Origin of the sequence: Promicromonospora vindobonensis (genome assembly GCF_042685865.1) — a bacterium.
GTDB classification, from domain to species: Bacteria; Actinomycetota; Actinomycetes; order Actinomycetales; family Cellulomonadaceae; genus Promicromonospora; species Promicromonospora vindobonensis.
This window is the reverse complement of record NZ_JBHUOG010000002.1, coordinates 434,181-452,826: the sequence shown is the minus strand read 5'-3', so window position 1 is coordinate 452,826 and position 18,646 is coordinate 434,181. Positions and strand designations below refer to the sequence as shown.

Sequence of the window (18,646 nt, the reverse complement as noted above, 5' to 3'; positions counted from 1 at the left end):
TGCCGGGTGGCGAGTGCGGTCAGGAACCCTTGCCGTCCGCGCGGGCCCGCACGTCACGGTCCATCCCCGACGGGTCGATGCCGCGGTCCTCCAGGAGGGCGTCGATCTTGGCCTCGACGCGCTCCTCACCCTCGCGGGACTGGGACGAGCCCCAGAAGTAGAACAGCATCAGGCCGGCCGCCTGCCACACCAGCTGGAGGAACTCCGACTGCCAGTTCTCGAACGTGGAGGCCAGGAACTGAGGATAGAAATCGGCCCAGCTGAACGGCGACCCGTGCTGGGCCGCCTCGTTCCGGACGGCGATGGCCTGGAACACGAACTGGCCGATCCACGACACGAGGAAGAACCCGGCGGTCACGATCCCGAACGAGTACGCGCGGTGGAACCGCGGACGGGACTTCTCTTCATCAGCAGCGCTCTCGCTCATGGAGGCCTCCCTTCGAGCGGCCGGCAACGCGCCGCTCGGCGCCTGAGAGTCCCGCTCCTTGAGGCCCGCGCCGGGGACGTCCGAAGACGTCTCTCCTGGTCACGGTAGGACGGACCGAGACGGCTCGCACGGGGAACCGCTGCGTCCTGAGGGGCCTCTGCGCGGTCGGCGGGTCCGACGTACGGTCCGGCGCACCCGTCACGACGCCTCGCTCTCCCGTCGGATACCATCGGGACCGCGAACCGCCGCTCCCTACGAGATCCCACCGGGATGCGGCACGACGAGATCCCACACCTTGCGGCGACCGGCGCGAAGCCCCTGGTCTTGATCACGGGTCACAAGGTGCGGCCGAGAGGTACCGAGATGAGCACGACGGCTGATGCCGAGACCGCCCGATCGTGGCTTGCGCGGGCGAAGGTTCGCCAGACCGGAGACCTGACGTGGGTCGACGACGATCTCGGGTCGGAGCTGAGCGCCAACGACGTCGCGCTCGACTACTCGAGCTGGGTGTTCGACGACGCCGACCTCGAGGTCGCGATGCGGTTCCGCATCGCGTTCGGCCTGATCGACCTGCTCGACGAGTACTGGACCACGCAGGAGATGCACTTCCCGTACTGCGGCAGCTCCCGCGAACGGCCTCCGGCGGAGCTCTGGGACGGATACCGGACCCGGCTGGAGGCGCCGCAGGTCAGCGAACAGGTCACCCAGTCGCTCTGGTACACCTGGTTCGAGTGCACCGACACCTCCGAGGAGGCGTTCGTCGCCCTGCTCGGCCAGGACGTCGAGCGGCTGGAGGCAGGCAGCGTCGACGACCGGTTCCTCCGTCGGGCAGACCGGGTCCTGACGGCCTCCGGTCCCGTCCGCTGGGGTGTCAAGATGCGGGCCTACGAGGCAGCTGCCTCGGTCGAGGCGCTCCAGCCGGCGGTCTTCCGTGGGCTCCTGAGGAGCTATCACGACTACTTCGGCGACCTCGAGCCCGGCCCTGCCCGCACGATCCTCGACGGACTCGGGCTCGCCCCCGACACCGAGCACCTCGCCGAGCTCCGCACCGTGCTGGCCGCCGGGCACTCGAGCCACGTCGCGAGCCCGGACGCGTGGGCCGCCGCGCAGAAGACCCTCCTGCCCTGACGCGCGGGCTGGTGGGTCAGTAAGCGGGCATCGTCCCGTCCACCTCCTGCGCCCAGGCCAGGATCCCGCCCTCGACCGACCGGGCGTCGACCCCCGCGTCGCGCAGCCGCCGGGCCACGCGCGCGGACCGGGCCCCCGACTTGCACAGCACGTGCACCGGTCGGCCACCGGCCCATGCGGCCACCTCGTCCACGGCCCCGGCCGCGCCGTCGCCCACGAAGGTGCCCGACGGAACCCCCCTGGCCCCGGGCAGGGCGGCGAGCTCGACCTCCCACGGCTCGCGCACGTCGAGCACGACAGGCTCGGACCCGTCGGAGCGCAGCGCTGCCAGCTCCGCGGCAGTGACCGTTGCGCCGTCCGCCGGCGGCAGCCCGCAGAACGCCACGTACGGGTCGGCGTCGCCGGTACCCGTCAGCAGCGCCGTGACCGGTTCCCTCGCCGGGTCGGGGCGCACGGTGAGCTGCCGCCACGTGCACGCCAGCGCGTCGTACACGGCCAGGCGCCCGAGCAGGGTGTCCCCCGCCCCGGTGATGAGCTTGATCGCCTCTGTCGCCATGACCGAGCCGACGGTGCCGCACATCGCGCCGAGGACACCACCCGCCGCACAGTCCGGCGAGGCCCCTGGCGGCGGCGGGACCGGGAACACGTCCCGGTAGGTCACCCCGTCGACGCCGTCCGGGGCCCCCGCCGGGCCCCAGAACGTCGCGACTTGCCCGGTGAACCGGTAGATCGCCCCCCAGACGCACGGGATGCCCAGCACCTCGGCGGCGTCCGACACGAGATAGCGCGTGGCGAAGGCGTCGGTCCCGTCGAGCACCAGGTCGTAGCCGGACAGCACGTCGAGCGCGTTCGCCGTCGTCAGCCGCGCACGGTGCTCGACCACCTCGACATGCGGGTTCACCTCCGCGACCGCCGCCAGCGCCGACGCCGTCTTGGGCAGCCCCAGGTCCGAGACCCCGTGGATCACCTGACGCTGGAGGTTGGACGTCTCGACGACGTCGTCGTCCACGATCCCCAGCGTGCCGACGCCCGCAGCGGCGAGGTAGAGCAGGATCGGGCTGCCGAGGCCGCCGGCTCCCACCACCAGCACACGCGCGTTCGCCAGCCGGCGCTGGCCCGCCGGGCCCACGCCGGGCAGCACGAGGTGCCGGGCGTATCGCGCGAGCTCGTCACGGCCGAGCTCCCGACCGGTCTCGACCAACGGCGGCAGCGCGGTCACAGGGCCAGGTCCAGGTTGTCGCCGACGCGCACCAGCCCGTCGGCAGGGGACGACGCCAGCGCCCGCTCCCGGCGCGGTGACCGGCCGGCGTGCGCGGCGTCGTACCCCGCCTCGACGGCGAGCCGCATGGCACGGGCCATGCGCACCGGGTCGGCGGCGCGCGTCACGGCGGTCGCGAGCAGCACGGCGTCGCACCCGAGCTCCATCGCCAGTGCGGCATCAGAGGCCGTGCCGATGCCCGCGTCCAGGATCACCGGCACCGCCGACGCCGCGGCGATCGCCTCGATGTTGCGCGGGTTGGCGATACCGAGCCCCGAGCCGATGGGCGACCCGAGCGGCATGACCGCCGCGCAGCCCACGTCCTCCAGCCTGCGCGCGACGATCGGGTCGTCGTTCGTGTACGGCAGGACGGTGAAGCCGTCGTCGACCAGGATCTTCGCCGCCTCGACCAGACCGATCGCGTCGGGCAGCAGGGTCACGTCGTCGGCGATGACCTCCAGCTTGATCCAGTCGGTCTCGCACGCCTCCCGCGCGAGCTGCGCCGTGAGCACCGCCTCGCGCACGGAGAAGCAGCCGGCGGTGTTCGGCAGGGCGCGGATGCCCAGGCGCGCGAGCAGGCCCCAGATCGACGGGTCCCCCGCGCCGGCCGGGTCGCCCGACGGGCGGGGCCGGGACACCCGTCGCATCGCGACGGTGGTCAGCTCGGTGCCCGACGCCACGAGGGCGTCCTCGAGGGCGAGCAGGCTCGCCGCTCCCCCCGTGCCCATGACCAGTCGTGAGCCGAGCTGCGTGCCCGCGATGGTGAGTGGTGTCTCCTGCATGGTCAGCCTCCCTGGACCGCGGTGACGATCTCGACACGGTCGCCCGGCCGGACCGTCGTGGTGCTCCAGGCGCCGCGCGGCACGACGGCGTCGTCCAGCGCCACCGCGACGCCCTGCGGTGCGCCGTCGACCACGAGACCGGGCAGGAGGCGGGCAACCAGGTCGGTGACGGGCAGCTCGCCGTCGAGCCGGTACGGCTCACCGTTGACGACGGCGGTGCCTGCGGGCCCGTGGTGAGCCCCCGGGTTCTCCGGGTGCGGGTGCTGTGTGGACGGGGCGGTGCTCATGCCGTGCCTCCTCTAGTCGTGCTGTACGTGTCGGCGAACCTGCGCGGGTCCGCGAACTGGTGAGCGGCTTCGATGGCCTCCGCGGCCTGCGATCCGACCGGTGCCACCCCCAGCACCCGGTCGACGGCGGCCGCCGTCAGCGCCGTGAGCAGGATGCCGTTGCGGTGGTGCCCGGTGGCCAGGCAGAGGCCCTCGGCGGCCCGGCCGAGCAGCGGAGCGTTGTCCGGGCTGCCGGGCCGGGAACGGGTGGTGGTCTCCACGAGGACGGCGTCGTCGAGCCCTGGCAGGAGCGCGCGGGCGTCACGCAGCAGGGCGAAGACGTCGCCGGCGCGCGTCAGACGGTCGTCCTCGCGCTCGTCCGACGTCGCACCGACGACCACCTGGCGCCGCCCGTCGGCCCGCAGCGCGCGGGGCACCGCGTAGATCGGACGCCCCTGGACCGTGCCGCGCACCACGACCGCCGGCGACCGGTCGGCGTCGGCATCGAGGCGCAGCGTCGTGCCGGGAACCGGCCGGGTGGGCGCGCCCGCGAACAGGGTCCCGCTGGCGTGGCCGGCGGCCAGGACCACCGTCCCTGCCGCGTACCCGGCGCCCGCCTCGTCGACCGCGCCGACCACCGCGCCGTCTGCCCATGTCAGCGAGACCGCGGCGCGGCGGACGAAGGTGCCGCGCGCCGCGACGACGGCGGCCAGCGCCCGGTGCACCGCACGGGGGTCGACCCGGTGGTCGCGGGGCACCCATGCCGCGCCGGCCACCCGTTGCCCGACGGCGGGCTCGCGGTGCCGCGCCTCGTCCGGCGGGATCTCCGCCGAGCCGAGATCCCACTCGCTGTGCAGGGCGAGCATGCGGCGCATCGCGACCAGGTCGTCGCTGTCGTAGGCGAGCGCGAGCGTCCCGGTCGTCTCCAGCCCGACGGCGCCCGGTGGCAGTCCCGCCGCGCGTTCGAGCGACTCGGCGAACGCCGGCCAGAGGGCGAGCGAGGCGGTGCCGAGGCGGGCCTGGCCCGCTTCCCCGAAACCTGCCTCCATGACGGGTGCGAGCATGCCCGCTGCGGCGTGGGTCGCGCCGTCGCCGGGCGACGGGTCGAGGACGACGACGCTCGCGCCGGCCTCCAGCGCACGCCAGGCAGCGGTCAGGCCGATGATGCCCCCGCCGATGACGAGGACGTCGCACACACGACTGCTCACATGTTCTCCCTTCGCTGGCATGACCCAGATCAGGTTCGACGGTCGGCGCTCTCGCCCTCTCAGCCCCGTGCGGGGCTCCCGTGCACGCGACAACCATAACCCGGCCCGAGGGGCGGCCTGGCGGGTGGACCGGGAGGCACGGCACGGGCCGGCGTCTGCCTACACTCGCGCTCGTGGACCCCCGAAACCGCCTCGCCGACGCCCACCTGTACCTGTGCACGGACGCCCGCCAGGACACGGACGACCTCGAACCGTTCCTGCACGCGGCGCTGGAGGGCGGCGTCGACGTCGTCCAGCTCCGGGACAAGTCGCTGGACGCGGCCCGCGAGGTCGAGCTGCATGCACTCGTCGCCCGGGTCGCCGCGGAGCACGGTGCGCTCTGGGCGGTCAACGACCGCGCCGACATCGCCCAGCTCACCGGTGCGCCGGCGGTGCACATGGGCCAGGGCGACCTCCCGCCGCACGCCGTCCGGGCCCTGCTGGGCGACAGCCCCGTCCTCGGCCGCTCCACCCACTCCCTGGACCAGGCGCTGGCCGCAGAGGCCGATCCGGGGGTCGACTACTTCTGCGTCGGACCCCTGTGGGCGACACCGACCAAGCCGGGCCGCCCCGCCGTCGGGCTGGACCTGCTGCGTGACGTCGCCGCCCGCGAGCCGGCCACGCCCTGGTTCGCCATCGGCGGGATCGACGCCGCCCGCCTCGACCAGGTGCTCGACGCCGGGGCCCGCCGCGTCGTCGTCGTCCGTGCGATCACTCAGGCCGCGGACCCCCGGGCCGCGGCGGCCGAGCTGCGCCGCCGGGTCACCGACGCAGGGCTGCGCTGACGGGGGGCTGCGCTGACGGGGGCCTGCGCTGAGGGGGCCTGCGCCGAGGGGGCCTGCGCCGACCGCGCTACTCGGGGGCCCGTCTGCAGCGCGCGCACCTCGATCGTGGAACCGCCGGGCCGACGATCACTGCTCGGCCCAGCCGAGCGCGGCCTCCTCGTCGGAGAGCGCCGAACCGCAAGTTGATGGTCCTCCGCCGGTCTGACGGACCTCGAACCGCAAGTTGACGGTCCTCCGCCGGTCTGACGGACCTCGAACCGCAAGTTGACGGTCCTCCGCCGGTCTGACGGACCTCGAACCGCAAGTTGACGGTCCTCCGCCGGTCTGACGGACCTCGAACCGCAAGTTGACGGTCCTCCGCCGGTCTGACGGACCTCGAACCGCAAGTTGACGGTCCTCCGCCGGTCTGAAGAGCGCCGAACCGCAAGTCCCGCTTCCTTCTCGACGCCGAACCGAATGTTGATGGTCGATCAGCGCCCTGATCGACGCGTGACTTGCGGTTCGGCGCGACCGGTGACCAGCAACTTGCGGTTCGACGGTGAGTTAGCCGCTTGAACACGAACAACTTGCGGTTCGACGTGCCCGAGCCGAGCAACTTGCGGTTCGGCGCAACCCGTGACCCGTGACCTGCAACCAGCAACCAGCAACCAGCAACCAGCAACCAGCAACCAGCGACCAGCGACCAGCGAGTCGACAGCGAGTCGACAGCGAGTCGACAGCGAGTCGACAGCGAGTCGACAGCGAGTTGGTGCCGCCATCCGCCTGCCGGATGACGACACCAACCCTGGTTCGGCTGTGGAGCCGACCCTGCCTGGAGCCGACCGCGCCTACTCGCCGGTGAACACGAACGTCGAACCCGGCTCCTTCTCGATGTCCCCCTCACCGGAGTTGGTGACGGTCACGTTCGAGAGGATCGCATTGCCGCGAGCGCCGCCCATCGCGAGGATGCCGGACCCGTTGTTCGACCGGTCGATGCGCACGTCCGTGATGCGCACGTCGGGCATGTTCCCGCCGCCGTTCTTGAACTGGATGCCGTCGTAGGTGGAGTCGACGATGTCCGTGTCGCGGATGGTGACCCCGACGATGTCGTGCGTCTGCGGGAAGATCGTGATGGCGCCGAACTCCTGGTCCTCGTTCCAGAACGCCCCGCCGGTGCGGTGGAGGCCGTTGTTGGCGATGAGCGTCGTCCCCGAGAACGGCAGCGGGCTGTGGTCGGTCGCCAGCATGATGCCGGGGTAGTTCATCGTGTCCGAGATCAGGTTGTTCTCGATGCTGTTGTCGTAGCCGCCGTAGATCGCTATGCCGTTGGCGCGCCACGGCAGCTGCACCGTGTTGTTGCGGAACGTGTTGTCGTGCCCGATGTCGACCGCCGGGTCCTTGACGTACGGGTTGGCCCAGACGGCGAGCGCGTCGTCGCCCGTGTTGCGCAGCGACGAGTTGAGCACGCTGGAGTTGCGGGTGCCGTTGCTGAAGTTGACGCCGTCCGCGTAGGTGTTGCGGATGCGCATCCCGCTGAGCTGCAGCCCGTCGGCCGGGCCCCACAGCTCGGGGATGTTCGAGTAGTCGCGGCCGACCCAGACGGCGACGTTCGCGTGCTCGATCCATACGTTGCTGATCTTCGTGTCCTTGCCGAACCGGCCGTTCAGGCCGACGCCGCCCTCCTGCTGGCCGTTGTTGCCGCGGATCCTGCCGGAGCCGAAGATCGCGATGTCGGAGATCTGGACGTTGTCGTCGATGTCGAACCCGAAGTTGCCCTCGTGCGGGTGGTTGATGACGCCAGGGGCGAGGTGGGGCTCGATGAGGCTGTAGAGCTGCGAGTGCCACATGCCGGCGCCGCGGATCGTGACGTCGCTGATCCCGACCTGGTTGTGCGTGCCACGGTTCAGCGGGTCGTCGGTGAGGATCTTCTTCTCCTGGCGCCACTGCCCCGCCGGGATCCACACGCAGTCGATCTCGCCGTTCTGGTCGGCGGTGACGGCGTCCTGGATCGCTGCGGTGTCCTCCTGCCCGTCGTTCGGGACCGCGCCGTACTCGGTGATGGAGGTGCACTGGGCAGGCTTCGAGGCGGGCGGCGCGACCTGCTCCAGCTCGACGAGGTCGATGACGTAGAACGCGGCGTCGTCGCCGGCGTCGCGCTGGAGCCTGAACACCGTGCCCGCGGAGAACGACCGGTCGAGCAGCGCGTGCGACTCGTCGAAGAGCCGGCGCGCGTCACCGCCAGGGGTGTTGGTGAGGCCCTCCGGGTCGTCGGTGGTCCCGTACAGCCACGAGTGCTTCGACGAGAGGGTCAGCTTCTGCACGAACTCGCCGTCGGCGTACAGGCTGATCGTCTTGTCCTGGCCACCGCCGCCGGGCGCGTCGGGGATCGAGCTGCGCACGACGATCGAGTTCGTCGGGTTCGTGGACGTGAGCTCCACGTGCTGGCCCGTGCTGTTCAGCCGCACGGACTCGCGGCCCGACGACTCGGTGGCGAAGTTGGTGTGCCCGAACGTCCGCAGCGGGTCGGTCTCCAGGAGCGTGCCCGTGTAGCGACCGTCCTCTGCCTCGTAGGTCGTGTACGGGACGGCGGCGCCGCGGCCGACGGTCACCGCGAGCGTGCCGGTGTTGTTGTCCTCGTTCGTCTCGTCGACGACGTCGGTGGCGTCCGCGGTCGCCGTCACGGTGGCCCCGCCGTTCGTCGCGGTCCACGACCCGTCAGGTGTGACGGTGACGGTCTCGCCGGCGGGGACCGCCGGCGTCGTGCCGTCGAGCGTGCTCGATCCGGCCTCGACGCGCGTCACCGAGCCTGCCGCTGCCGGCTGGTTGCCGCGGTTGCGCACCTGGACCGTGAAGGACACGTCCGCGCCGACGGCGGGGTTGGCCGGGTCCGCGGACACGGAGACGACCTCGAGGTCCGGTCCTGGCGCAGCACCCACGACCAGCTTGGCCGGCGCCGTGAACGCGTTGTCGGTCTCGTCCTGCTCCGCAACCGTGTCCGCCGGGTCGACGACCGCGCCGACCGTGTACTCCCCAGCGGGGCGGGTGCCCGCGTCGACCTCCACCTGGGCGCTCGCGCCGGGCTGCAAGGCCGCGACGTCCGCCGAGCCGACGGTGGAGCCGCCGACCTTCGCGTCGAGCGCGGTGCCCGACGACGCCCGGTCGCCCGTGTTCTCGACGGTCGCCGTGAGGGTCACGGGGGTCGTCGCCGTCGGCGACTCCGGAGACGTCGCCACCGCGGTGACGGTGAGGTTCGGGTTCGGTGCCGGGTCACCGTAGACCTCGAGCTCGGCGACCTGGCCGTTGCCCGCGCCGGTGTTGGCGCTGAACGCGAGGCGGATCTCGTCGGCCTCCGCGTCCAGCGGGATCTCGACCTGGTTGCCGCTCGCGGGGTCGAACCCGTAGTCGGCCGAGGCCTCGAGGGTGCGGAACGACGACTCGCCGTCGGACCGGCCCAGCACGCTGAACGTCTGGGTTCGGGCCGCCCACACCGCCGCAGGCGGCAGCGTGACGACGACGCGCTCGACGTCGGCCGGCTCACCGAGGTCGACCGTGAGGTGCGCGGGGTACTGACCGCCCCCGCCCTCCCAGTAGGAGCTCGTGCTCCCGTCGTTCGCGTTGCCTGCGACGTACGCCTGCGTCACCGATGACGCAGCGATCGGCTTGCCGAGCGCGAGGTTGGTGGCGTCGGCGGCGTGCGCGACGGCGACCACGCCGAGCGGCACGACGAGCGCCACCGCGGCACCCGTCACGACCGTGTGCTTCCAGGGGATTCTCATGAACGTCCTCGTTCTCCCGCCGGGGCGGGCTCGGCCACCCCCGGGCTGCGCTGCCCGACGACGGCGCGACCGTGCGGGTGCGCGTCGACGTCCTGGGTGGGTCGGGTCGGCGCCACCGGGGCGACCCATCGGAGATGAGACCGGCCACCCGGAGGCGAGGTTAGTGACTTGCAGCCTGCGCACTGCTTTGTGCTCAGCGCCTGTCACTTTCTTGCAGTCTTCTGTATGGACGTTACGAGCACACCACGACCGCGTCAAGGGGTTCGACCAGTTACGCGCCCCCTTGGCGGACTTCCGTCGACGAGGGGGCGCGGCGGCCGCCGTTCGTGGCCGAGCACGACGGCTACGTCAGTTCGATCCGCCCAGCGCGCGCAGGACCGCGACGACGCCGTGCTCCTCGATCGTCCCGGTGACCTCGTCCGCCGCGTCGATGACGGCAGCGGGCGCATGGCCCATCGCGACGCCACGGGCGGCCCAGGTGAGCATCTCCAGGTCGTTGACCCCGTCCCCCACCGCCACGGTCTGACGCGGGTCCACCCCGATGCGCTCGCGGACGCGCTCGAGCGCCGTCGCCTTGCTCAGGTACCTCGGCGTGACGTCGAGCCAGTCGGGCCCGGCGGGGCTCGCCGTGACGCCGAGGTCTCGCAGCGGCTCCGTGAGGGCCAGCGCTCCCTCCGCCCGGAGGATGACGCGTGGCGCGGGCACGTTCCACAGCTCCGTGTCGGACGCCCTGCGTTGCTGTCCGTTCACCAGCCCTCGCTCGAAGAGCCGGTTGACCCGGTAGCCCCAGCCGATCTCCTCCACCCCCACCTGGATCCCCGGGATGAAGGCACGGGCCAGGCGGATCACCGGTTCGACGTCGAAGGTGTGCATCTTCTCCAGCCGGTAGCCGTCGGGCAGGCCGTCACCGGCGCGGGCGACCACCGCGCCGTTGGAGGCGACGACCCAGCCCTGGTCGAAGCCCAGGGCGCGGGCGACCGGGAGCACCCCCACGAGGGACCGGCCGGAGGCGAGCACCACGTGGTGCCCGGACCGCCGCGCGTCCAGGACCGCATCGACCGTCACGGCGGGGACGACCCGGTCCGCGCCGAGGAGCGTGCCGTCGATGTCCAGCGCGACGAGAGACCTGGTGGCGGTGCCTCTCCCAGGAAGAGACCGAGAGGGAGCAGGTGCGCTCCGCGGGGCGGTGGTGGTCGACGACGTCGTTCCGGTCGTTTCTGTCATGTCTCTCAGACGCGCCGAGGACCGGGATGTCACAGCACTTCGTGAACCGGGTTCCTCCTGACCCGGCCGAGCGGGGTTCAACGCCCGGTGAAGACGGGCGTCCGCCGGTCCAGGAACGCGGCGACCGCTCCCGCGTGATCGCTGGTCGAGCCGCACCTGGTCTGCCCGACCGCCTCGGCCTCGAGCGCCTCGTCGAGGCTCAGGCCGTGCGCCTGCTCGATCAGGCGCTTGCTCTGCGCGAAGGCGGCGGTCGGCCCGTCGGCGAGCTGCCGGGCGAGGGCCGTCGCCCGGGGCAGCACCTCCTCGGCGGCGACCGTCTCGCCGGAGATCCCCCAGCCGATGGCTTCCTCCGCGGTGAAGGTCCGGCCGAACAGGAGCAGCTCCTTCGCCCTGGCGTCCCCCACCGCGCGCGGCAGCGTGACGGAAAGGCCGGTGTCGAAGGTCAGCCCGATCCCTGCGAACGCGGTCGCCAGCTTGACGCCGGTCGCGAAGACCCGGTGGTCGCAGGCCAGTGCGAGGCCGAGCCCCGCGCCGACACAGGTGCCGCCCACGGCGGCGATCACCGGCTTCGGCATGGTCAGCAGGTCCCGGACGATCGGCGTGTAGTGCTCGCGGACCGTGGCGAACGCCGCCTCCGGCCCGTCCGTCAGGGCCCGCGCATGCTCGCCGAGGTCCTGGCCGAGGCAGAACGCCCTCGCCGACCCGGTGAGCACGACGGCGCGCACCCGCTCGTCGCCCGCCACCTCCGCCACGGCGTCCCGCAACGCCTCCTTGGCCGCGGCCGTCAGCGCGTTGCGGTGCTCGAGGTCGTTCAGCGTGATGGCCGCTACCGCGGCCGTGCGGTCGACGGTGACAGGGCTGTCGGTCATTGGTCCTCCTGAGGAATGGGCCGCCCCAGCGGGCGGCTCGGCGTCACCACGTGTAGAAACCCTGCCCGGTCTTGCGGCCCAGCTCACCTGCCGCGACCTTGTCCCGGAGCAGCCGCGGCGGTGCGAACCGCGGTCCCAGCTCGCGCTCCAGGTGCTCGGCGATGTGCAGCCGGACGTCGAGCCCGACCAGGTCGGTGGTGCGCAGCGGACCCACCGGGTGCCGGTAGCCCAGCGTCATCGCCGTGTCGATGTCGGCGGCGTCGGCCACGCCGTCCTCCAGCATCCGCACCGCCTCCAGCGCTATGGCCACCCCGAGCCGGCTGCTCGCGAAGCCTGGCGAGTCCCTGACGGTGATAGCCGCCTTGCCCAGGCCTGCGACCCAGGCCCGTGCGTCCTCGACCAGGCCGGGCGCCGTCCGCGGGCCGACCACCACCTCGACCAGGGCGCTGACCGGGACCGGGTTGAAGAAGTGCAGGCCGACCAGACGGGACGGGTCCGGCAGAGCGTCTGCCAGCCCGTCGATCGACAGCGAGCTCGTGTTGCTGCCGATCACGGCGGAGGGCGCGGCCGCTGCGATCGCCCGCAGCACGTCGTGCTTGAGGTCGACCAGCTCCGGCACCGCCTCGACCACGAGCCGGCAGGCGGCGAGCGCCGCCGCATCGGTCACGACGTCGAACGTGCCAGCGGCCCGCACGCCCTCGGCGTCCGCCCGGGCGAGGCTCGCGTCGATCCGCGCCCGCGCCGCCGTCGCGGAGGCGGGGTCGGTCTCCACGACGGTGACGGCGGCGCCGACCACCGCGAAGGCGTGCGCGATGCCGCTGCCCATCCGGCCGCCGCCGTACACGCCCACGGCCCGCGGGACCAGGCTGCCGGTCATGACCTCTCCTTCCCGCGGTCGAGGAACGCCGTCATCCGGTCGGTCTTGTCCTGGGTCTCGAACAGCACCGCCTGCGCGACGTTGTCGACCAGCGGATGCGCGTCGCGCGGCGCGTCGAGGACCGACTTGGTGAGCCGCACGGCGAGCGGTGCCTGGGCGGTGATGCGGTCCGCCAGGCGCCGGCCGGCGGCCTCGAGGACCTCGGCCTCGACCACCTCGTTGAGCAGGTGCACCGCCAGCGCCTCGTCGGCGTCGAGCACGCGCCCCGCCAGGAGCACCTCCTTGGCCAGCGGCTCGCCGACGAGCTCCTTCAGCCGCCAGGCGGCACCCGCGGCGGCAAGGATGCCGAGGCCGGGCTCCGGGTTGCCGATCCGGGTCGCGGGGGTACCGATCCGGAAGTCGCACGCGTACGCGAGCTCCGCCCCGCCCCCGAGCGCGTACCCGTCGACGAGGGCGACGGTCGGCATCGGCAGCCGGTGGATCCGGTCGAAGACGCCGGAGTTGATGCCGGCGAGCGCGTCCTCCCTGCGCCGCTCGCGCAGCTGGGCGATGTCCGCGCCTGCTGCGAACGTGCCGCCGGAGCCGATCAGGATCGCCACCCGTGGCGCGGCCTCGAGGGCGGCGCACGCGTCGTGCAGGGCCTCGACCATGGCCCGGTCGATCGCGTTGCGGACCTCGGGACGGTTCAGCCGCAGCACCACCCGGTCGTCGTGCTCCTCGACCACGAGCGGCGCGCTCACGGTCGCTCCAGCAGGAGCGCGGACCCCTGACCGACGCCGACGCACATCGTGGCAAGGCCCCGCCGGCCGCCGGTGCGAGCGAGCCGGGACAGCAGGGTGACGGTGATCCGTGCCCCTGAGCTGCCGAGCGGATGGCCGAGGGCGATGGCCCCGCCGTCGGCGTTCACCGTGTCCTCGTCCAGGCCAAGGTCCCGCACGCAGGCGAGGGACTGGGCGGCGAACGCCTCGTTGAGCTCGACGGCGTCCAGGTCGCCGACCGACCAGCCGGCCCGGTCGAGCGCCTTACGGGTTGCCGGCACCGGACCGATGCCCATGATCTCCGGCGGGACGCCAGCGTTCGCCCCCGCGACCACCCGGGCGGCCGGTTGCAGGTCGTGGGCCTCCGCGTACCGCTCGCTGACCAGGACCAGGGCAGCGGCCCCGTCGTTGAGCGAGCTGGAGTTGCCCGCCGTGACCCGGCCGCCCGGGCCGTGCAGGGGGCGCAGGCCTGCGAGCTTCTCCGCTGTCGTGTCCGCCCGCGGCCCTTCGTCCTGCTTGACGTCGCCGACGGGGACGATCTCGGCGTCGAAGCGACCGTTCCGCTGCGCGTCCAGCGCACGGTGGTGCGAACGCAGCGCGAAGGCGTCCAGCTCTTCGCGGCTCAGGCCCCAGCGCTCGGCGACCCGCTCGGCGGTCTGCGGCATGGTCAGCGTGGTGTCGGGGCCGAACGCCGGGTTGGTGAACCGCCAGCCGATGGAGGTGTCCCAGGTCTGGCCGGGTCTGGCCCACGCGCGCGACGGCTTCTCGGTCACCCAGGGCGCTCTGGTCATCGACTCGACGCCGCCCGCGACGACGACGTCGGCGTCACCCGCGACGATCATCTGGCGCGCGGTGGTGATCGCCGTGAGCCCGGAGGCGCAGAGGCGGTTGACGGTGAACCCGGGGATGCTGCTCGGCAGCCCGGCGAGCAGCGTCGCCATGCGGGCGACGTTCCGGTTGTCCTCCCCCGCCTGGTTCGCGGCGCCGAGCACCACCTCGTCGATGTCTGCCGGGTCGATGCCGCTGCGCTCGACGACGGTGCGCACGACCAGCGCGGCGAGGTCGTCGGGCCGGTGCGCGGCCAGGGCGCCGCCGTACCGGCCGATCGGTGTGCGCACCCCGTCGAGGATGAAGGCGTCGGACATGATGCTCCTGGTTCGGTGGGCCGTCGGCGTGGTCGGTGCTGCGTGGGTCGGTGCTGCGTGTGGTCGGTGCTGCGTGTGGTCGGTGCTCGTGAGGTCAGGCGTCGTAGTCGACGACGACCTCGGAGCTGACCGGGTAGCTCTGGCAGGTGAGGACGAAGCCGGCGGCGACCTCCTCCGGTTCGAGAGCGTAGTTGCGCATCATGTCGACCTCGCCGTCGCGCACCTTCGCCCGGCAGGTGCCGCAGACCCCGCCCTTGCACGCGAAGGGCAGGTCGGCGCGGACCTCCTGGGCGGCGTCGAGGAGCCTCGTGTCCCGCGGCATCGCGCTGGTCGTCGACCGGCCGTCGAGGACGACCGTCACCTGGCTCGTCGCCCCCTCGACGACCCGGTCGGCGTGCCGCAGCTCCGGCGGGGGCTCGTCCACGTAGAAGTGCTCCACGTGCACCCGCTCGGCCGGGACCCCGAGCTCGTCCAGCACGGCACGGGCCTCCGTCAGCATGCCGAAGGGCCCGCAGAGCCACACGTGGTCCATGTCGCCGAGCGGGACGACGAGCGTCAGCAGCTTGCGCAGCCGGTCGCCGTCGAGCCGGCCCGAGAACAGCTCGACGTCGCGCGGCTCCCTGGACAGCACGTGGACCAGGTCGAGCTGCTCGTGGTGGACGTTCTTGAGGTCCGCCAGCTCCTCGGCGAACATCACCGAGCTGGTGGTCCGGTTGCCGTAGAGCAGCGTCACCTGCGCGTCCGGGTTGCCGAGCACGGTGGCGGCTATCGAGAGCATCGGCGTGATGCCGGAGCCCGCCGCGATGCACAGGTGCCGTCCGCCCTCGGCCGGGTCGGCCCGGAAGCTGCCGCTCGGCGGCTGCACCTCGACCTGGTCGCCGGGTCGCACCTCGTGCACCAGCCAGGACGAGAACATGCCGTCGGGGATCTCGCGCACGCCGATCCGCGGTGCGCTGCCGGCGGGCGAGCAGATGGAGTAGGTGCGGCGGTGCTCGACGCCGTCGACGGTGCGCCGCAGGGTCAGCGACTGGCCGGCGGCGAAGTCGAAGACGGCGGCCAGGTCGGCGGGCAGCCCGAACGTCACGGCGGCGGCGTCGTCGGTGAGCCGCTCGACGTCGGTCACGGTGAGTGTGTGGAACGTCGTGCGCGAGGCGCGGGCGCCGGCCGGCAGGGTCGCGGTCACGTCAGATCTCCTTCAGGTGCTCGAACGGCTCGAGGCAGGCCAGGCAGCGGTACAGCGCCTTGCAGGCGGTGGAGCCGAACTCCGAGCCGACCACGGCGTCGTCCGACCCGCACAGCGGGCACCGCACGGCACGACGCGTCGGCACGAGCCGCAGCGGCACCGGCCCGGTCCGGCCCGGGGCCCGCCCGGGCGGGGAGATCCCGGCGGCGGCGAGCGCCGCGCGCCCGGCGGGGGTGATCCAGTCGGTGGTCCAGGCAGGTTCGAGGACCACCCGTACCCGCGCGTCGGCGAAGCCCGCAGCCCGCAGCTCGCGCACGAGGTCGTCGCGCATGGTCGCCATCGCAGGACACCCCGAGTAGGTGGGGGTGATCGCGGCGACGACCGCGCCGTCGTCCCCGAAGCCGATGTCGCGCAGCACGCCGAGGTCGACGAGCGTGAGCATGGGCAGCTCCGGGTCGACGACGGCGGACGCGGCGTCCCACGCCCGGTCGAGCGTCCGGTCCCGGCGGAGCGCGGCGGTCACCAGTGCCCCATCGGGTGGGCGCGGGCGACCACCTGCATCTCGGCGAGCATCCTGCTGTGCGCCTCGGTGTGGCGGCCGTCGCGACCCTTGCGCCCCTGTACGCCCGCGAGCGGCGGCACGGTCGGCCGGGTGACTCCGCTCGCCACCAGCACCTGGTCGAGGATCACGTCGACGTCGGCGGCGAGGCCCGCCGGGTCGACGCCGACGCCGGCCTCGGCCGTCTCGCGCTCGACGTCGTGCGTCTCGAACAGCTCGGTCCAGTACGGCCAGAGCGTGTCGAGCCCGGCGAGCAGCCGCCGCCGGGACTCGTCGGTGCCACGGGCGAGCGTCAGGAACCAGCGGCCGGCGAAGTCCCGGTGATAGGTCAGCTCCTTGACGGCCTTGGCGGCCACCGCTGCGAGCACGGCGTCCCGGCTGTGCGCCAGCTCCTCGCAGAGCGCGAGGCGCCAGGTGGAGAAGAGCAGGATCCGGGCGACGGTCTGGGCGAAGTCGCCGCCCGGGAGCTCCACGAGCCGCACGTTGCGGAACCGCAGGTCGTCGCGGAAGTACGCCAGCCGGTCCTCGTCCGGGACCGGCGAGCCCTCCGGGAGCGCGGGGACCTGGCCAGGGTCTGCCGCGGCCGCCCGCGCGAGCAGCAGGCGTGCCTGACCGAGCAGGTCGAGCGCGATGTTGGAGAGCGCGATGTCCTCCTCGAGGTCCGGCGCGTTGCTGCACCACTCGGCCAGCCGCTGGGACAGCACCAGGGCATCGTCGCCGAGCATCAGGCAGTACGTCGCCAGCGCCGCCGGGTCGACGCCGTCGGGCACCGTGGTGTCCACGCCGGCGAGCGGGTCCTCGAAGTCGGTGCCGAAGGCCCAGTGCGCGTCGTTGACGAGCAGCCCCGCGTAGGCGTTGTCGTGCTCGTCGGGTTCGTGGGTACGGACGTCGGGCATGCGGTGCTCCTTCCTTCTTCCAGGTGGCTTCTTCCGGGTGGTTTCTTCCAGGTGGTTTCTTCCAGGTGGTTTCTTCCAGGTGGCGCTACATGTGCGGGACGTCGGCGGGGATGTCGTAGAACGTCGGGTGCCGGTACACCTTGTCCCCGCTGGGGGCGAACAGCGGGTCCTTCTCGTCCGGGCTGGACGCCGTGATCGCGGAGGAGCGCACGACCCAGATGCTCACGCCCTCGTTGCGGCGGGTGTAGACGTCGCGGGCATGCCGCAGCGCGAGCTGGTCGTCGGGTGCGTGCAGCGACCCGACATGGACGTGGTTGAGGCCCCGCTTGCCGCGGACGAACACCTCGTAGAGCGGCCACTCGCCGCGGACCTGGTCTGTCATGCTTGCTCCGTCCCGTCGTGCTCGTCGCTACGGATGCCGTTGCCGGCGCCGATCCCCGTGCCGTTCGCGAAGGCGAGCGCCGCCGCACGGACCCAGGCGCCCTCGTCCCAGGCTCGCTTGCGGTGCGCCACACGCTGGGCGTTGCACGGACCGTTCCCCTTGACGACCGCCCAGAGCTCGTCCCAGTCCGGCTGCCCGAAGTCGTGCGCTCCGCGCTCCGCGTTCCAGACCAGGTCGGGGTCGGGGAGCGTCACGCCGAGCGCATCGGCCTGTGGCACCGTCATGTCGACGAAGCGCTGGCGCAGCTCGTCGTTGGTGTGCGTCTTGACGCCCCACGCCATGGACTGCGCGGTGTTGGGCGACGCGTCGTCGGGCGGGCCGAACATCATCAGCGACGGCCACCAGAACCGGTCGACGGACTCCTGGACCATGGCGCGCTGCTCGTCGGTGCCGCGCATCATCGTCATCAGCAGCTCGTAGCCCTGCCGCTGGTGGAACGACTCCTCCTTGCAGATGCGGATCATGGCCCGGCCGTACGGCCCGAACGACGTCCGGCACAGGGGCACCTGGTTGCAGATGGCCGCGCCGTCGACCAGCCAGCCGATGGTGCCCATGTCGGCGTACGAGAGCGTCGGATAGTTGAAGATCGAGGAGTACTTCTGCCTCCCGCTGATCAGCATCTCGGTGAGCTCCTGGCGGGAGACGCCGAGCGTCTCCGCCGCCGAGTAGAGGTAGAGGCCGTGCCCTGCCTCGTCCTGGACCTTGGCCAGCAGGATGGCCTTGCGCCGCAGCGACGGCGCCCTGCCGATCCAGTTGCCCTCCGGCTGCATGCCGATGATCTCGGAGTGGGCGTGCTGGGCGACCTGGCGCACCAGGGTCCTGCGGTAGGCCTCCGGCATCCAGTCGCGCGGCTCGATGCGGTCCTTCCGGGCGATCACGGCCTGGAAGCGCGCCTCGAGCTGCGCCTCCGGCTCCGGCCAGGGCTCGGCATCGTGCGCTGGCTCGGCGACTGCCGACATGGGTACCTCCGCTGGGCGACGTCTGCTATTTACCGACCGAACGTTCTGTAATACATTGACACAGGCACAGCGGGTAGCACAACGGC

Annotated in this window: 18 protein-coding genes and 1 riboswitch; of the genes, 2 read left to right on the top strand and 16 right to left on the bottom strand. The window is 72.6% G+C overall.

Annotation, left to right across the window (positions count from 1 at the left end; translation table 11 throughout):
* Positions 1-19 precede the first annotated feature (19 nt).
* Entirely contained in the window at positions 20-427 is a 408-nt protein-coding gene (locus ACFS27_RS15260; RefSeq protein ID WP_377184460.1) for a DUF6766 family protein, read from the bottom strand.
* A 363-nt stretch (positions 428-790) separates the two neighbouring features.
* On the opposite strand from ACFS27_RS15260, the gene ACFS27_RS15255 reads away from it, so the two are divergent.
* Entirely contained in the window at positions 791-1,555 is a 765-nt protein-coding gene (locus ACFS27_RS15255) for a hypothetical protein (protein ID WP_377184458.1), read from the top strand.
* A gap of 16 nt (positions 1,556-1,571) precedes the next feature.
* On the opposite strand, the gene ACFS27_RS15250 is transcribed toward ACFS27_RS15255, so the two are convergent.
* The 4 genes from ACFS27_RS15250 to thiO form a co-directional block, all read right to left on the bottom strand.
* Positions 1,572-2,774: a ThiF family adenylyltransferase gene (locus tag ACFS27_RS15250; protein ID WP_377184456.1), complete on the bottom strand. Its 1,203-nt coding sequence runs from the start codon at positions 2,772-2,774 to the stop codon at positions 1,572-1,574.
* Positions 2,771-3,595 (bottom strand): thiazole synthase, encoded by an 825-nt coding sequence (locus ACFS27_RS15245; RefSeq protein WP_377184454.1) that lies wholly within the window; start codon positions 3,593-3,595, stop codon positions 2,771-2,773. The genes ACFS27_RS15250 and ACFS27_RS15245 overlap by 4 nt, the downstream gene beginning before the upstream one ends.
* Positions 3,596-3,597: 2 nt before the next feature.
* Positions 3,598-3,882, bottom strand: a complete 285-nt coding sequence (gene thiS / locus ACFS27_RS15240) for a sulfur carrier protein ThiS (RefSeq protein WP_377184452.1) — start codon at positions 3,880-3,882, stop codon at positions 3,598-3,600.
* A complete protein-coding gene (thiO, locus tag ACFS27_RS15235) occupies positions 3,879-5,069 on the bottom strand; it encodes a glycine oxidase ThiO (protein ID WP_377184450.1) in 1,191 nt (396 codons plus the stop codon). The genes thiS and thiO overlap by 4 nt, the downstream gene beginning before the upstream one ends.
* A riboswitch (TPP riboswitch) is annotated at positions 5,059-5,161 on the bottom strand. (Overlaps the previous gene by 11 nt.)
* 81 nt (positions 5,162-5,242) lie before the next feature.
* Here thiO and thiE point away from each other — a divergent pair.
* Positions 5,243-5,893: a thiamine phosphate synthase gene (gene thiE, locus ACFS27_RS15230; RefSeq protein ID WP_377184448.1), complete on the top strand. Its 651-nt coding sequence runs from the start codon at positions 5,243-5,245 to the stop codon at positions 5,891-5,893.
* Between the two features lie 827 nt (positions 5,894-6,720).
* Here thiE and ACFS27_RS15225 read toward each other — a convergent pair.
* The 11 genes from ACFS27_RS15225 to paaA form a co-directional block, all read right to left on the bottom strand.
* Positions 6,721-9,648: a CARDB domain-containing protein gene (locus ACFS27_RS15225; protein ID WP_377184446.1), complete on the bottom strand. Its 2,928-nt coding sequence runs from the start codon at positions 9,646-9,648 to the stop codon at positions 6,721-6,723.
* 348 nt (positions 9,649-9,996) lie between these two features.
* A complete protein-coding gene (locus ACFS27_RS15220) occupies positions 9,997-10,872 on the bottom strand; it encodes an HAD family hydrolase (protein ID WP_377184444.1) in 876 nt (291 codons plus the stop codon).
* Positions 10,873-10,949: 77 nt separating this feature from the next.
* Positions 10,950-11,741: an enoyl-CoA hydratase/isomerase family protein gene (locus ACFS27_RS15215; RefSeq protein WP_377184442.1), complete on the bottom strand. Its 792-nt coding sequence runs from the start codon at positions 11,739-11,741 to the stop codon at positions 10,950-10,952.
* 43 nt (positions 11,742-11,784) lie between these two features.
* Positions 11,785-12,618 (bottom strand): 3-hydroxyacyl-CoA dehydrogenase family protein, encoded by an 834-nt coding sequence (locus tag ACFS27_RS15210; protein ID WP_377184440.1) that lies wholly within the window; start codon positions 12,616-12,618, stop codon positions 11,785-11,787.
* Positions 12,615-13,358: an enoyl-CoA hydratase/isomerase family protein gene (locus ACFS27_RS15205; RefSeq protein WP_377184438.1), complete on the bottom strand. Its 744-nt coding sequence runs from the start codon at positions 13,356-13,358 to the stop codon at positions 12,615-12,617. The genes ACFS27_RS15210 and ACFS27_RS15205 overlap by 4 nt, the downstream gene beginning before the upstream one ends.
* A complete protein-coding gene (locus ACFS27_RS15200) occupies positions 13,355-14,521 on the bottom strand; it encodes a thiolase family protein (RefSeq protein ID WP_377184436.1) in 1,167 nt (388 codons plus the stop codon). Before ACFS27_RS15200 ends, ACFS27_RS15205 begins: the two co-directional genes overlap by 4 nt.
* A gap of 94 nt (positions 14,522-14,615) precedes the next feature.
* Complete coding sequence (gene paaE / locus ACFS27_RS15195) at positions 14,616-15,704, bottom strand: 1,2-phenylacetyl-CoA epoxidase subunit PaaE (protein WP_377184434.1); 1,089 nt, start codon at positions 15,702-15,704, stop codon at positions 14,616-14,618.
* A 1-nt stretch (position 15,705) separates the two neighbouring features.
* Positions 15,706-16,227 carry a 1,2-phenylacetyl-CoA epoxidase subunit PaaD gene (gene paaD, locus ACFS27_RS15190; RefSeq protein WP_377184432.1) on the bottom strand — a complete coding sequence of 174 codons (522 nt, stop codon included), beginning with the start codon at positions 16,225-16,227 and terminating at the stop codon, positions 15,706-15,708.
* The gene (gene paaC / locus ACFS27_RS15185) at positions 16,224-17,159 is read right to left on the bottom strand and encodes a 1,2-phenylacetyl-CoA epoxidase subunit PaaC (protein ID WP_377184430.1); all 936 of its coding nucleotides are present in this window, start codon (positions 17,157-17,159) and stop codon (positions 16,224-16,226) included. The genes paaD and paaC overlap by 4 nt, the downstream gene beginning before the upstream one ends.
* 85 nt (positions 17,160-17,244) lie before the next feature.
* Entirely contained in the window at positions 17,245-17,541 is a 297-nt protein-coding gene (gene paaB, locus ACFS27_RS15180) for a 1,2-phenylacetyl-CoA epoxidase subunit PaaB (protein WP_377184428.1), read from the bottom strand.
* Positions 17,538-18,560, bottom strand: coding sequence for a 1,2-phenylacetyl-CoA epoxidase subunit PaaA (gene paaA / locus ACFS27_RS15175; protein WP_377184426.1), 1,023 nt, complete (start codon positions 18,558-18,560; stop codon positions 17,538-17,540). The genes paaB and paaA overlap by 4 nt, the downstream gene beginning before the upstream one ends.
* Positions 18,561-18,646: the final 86 nt, after the last annotated feature.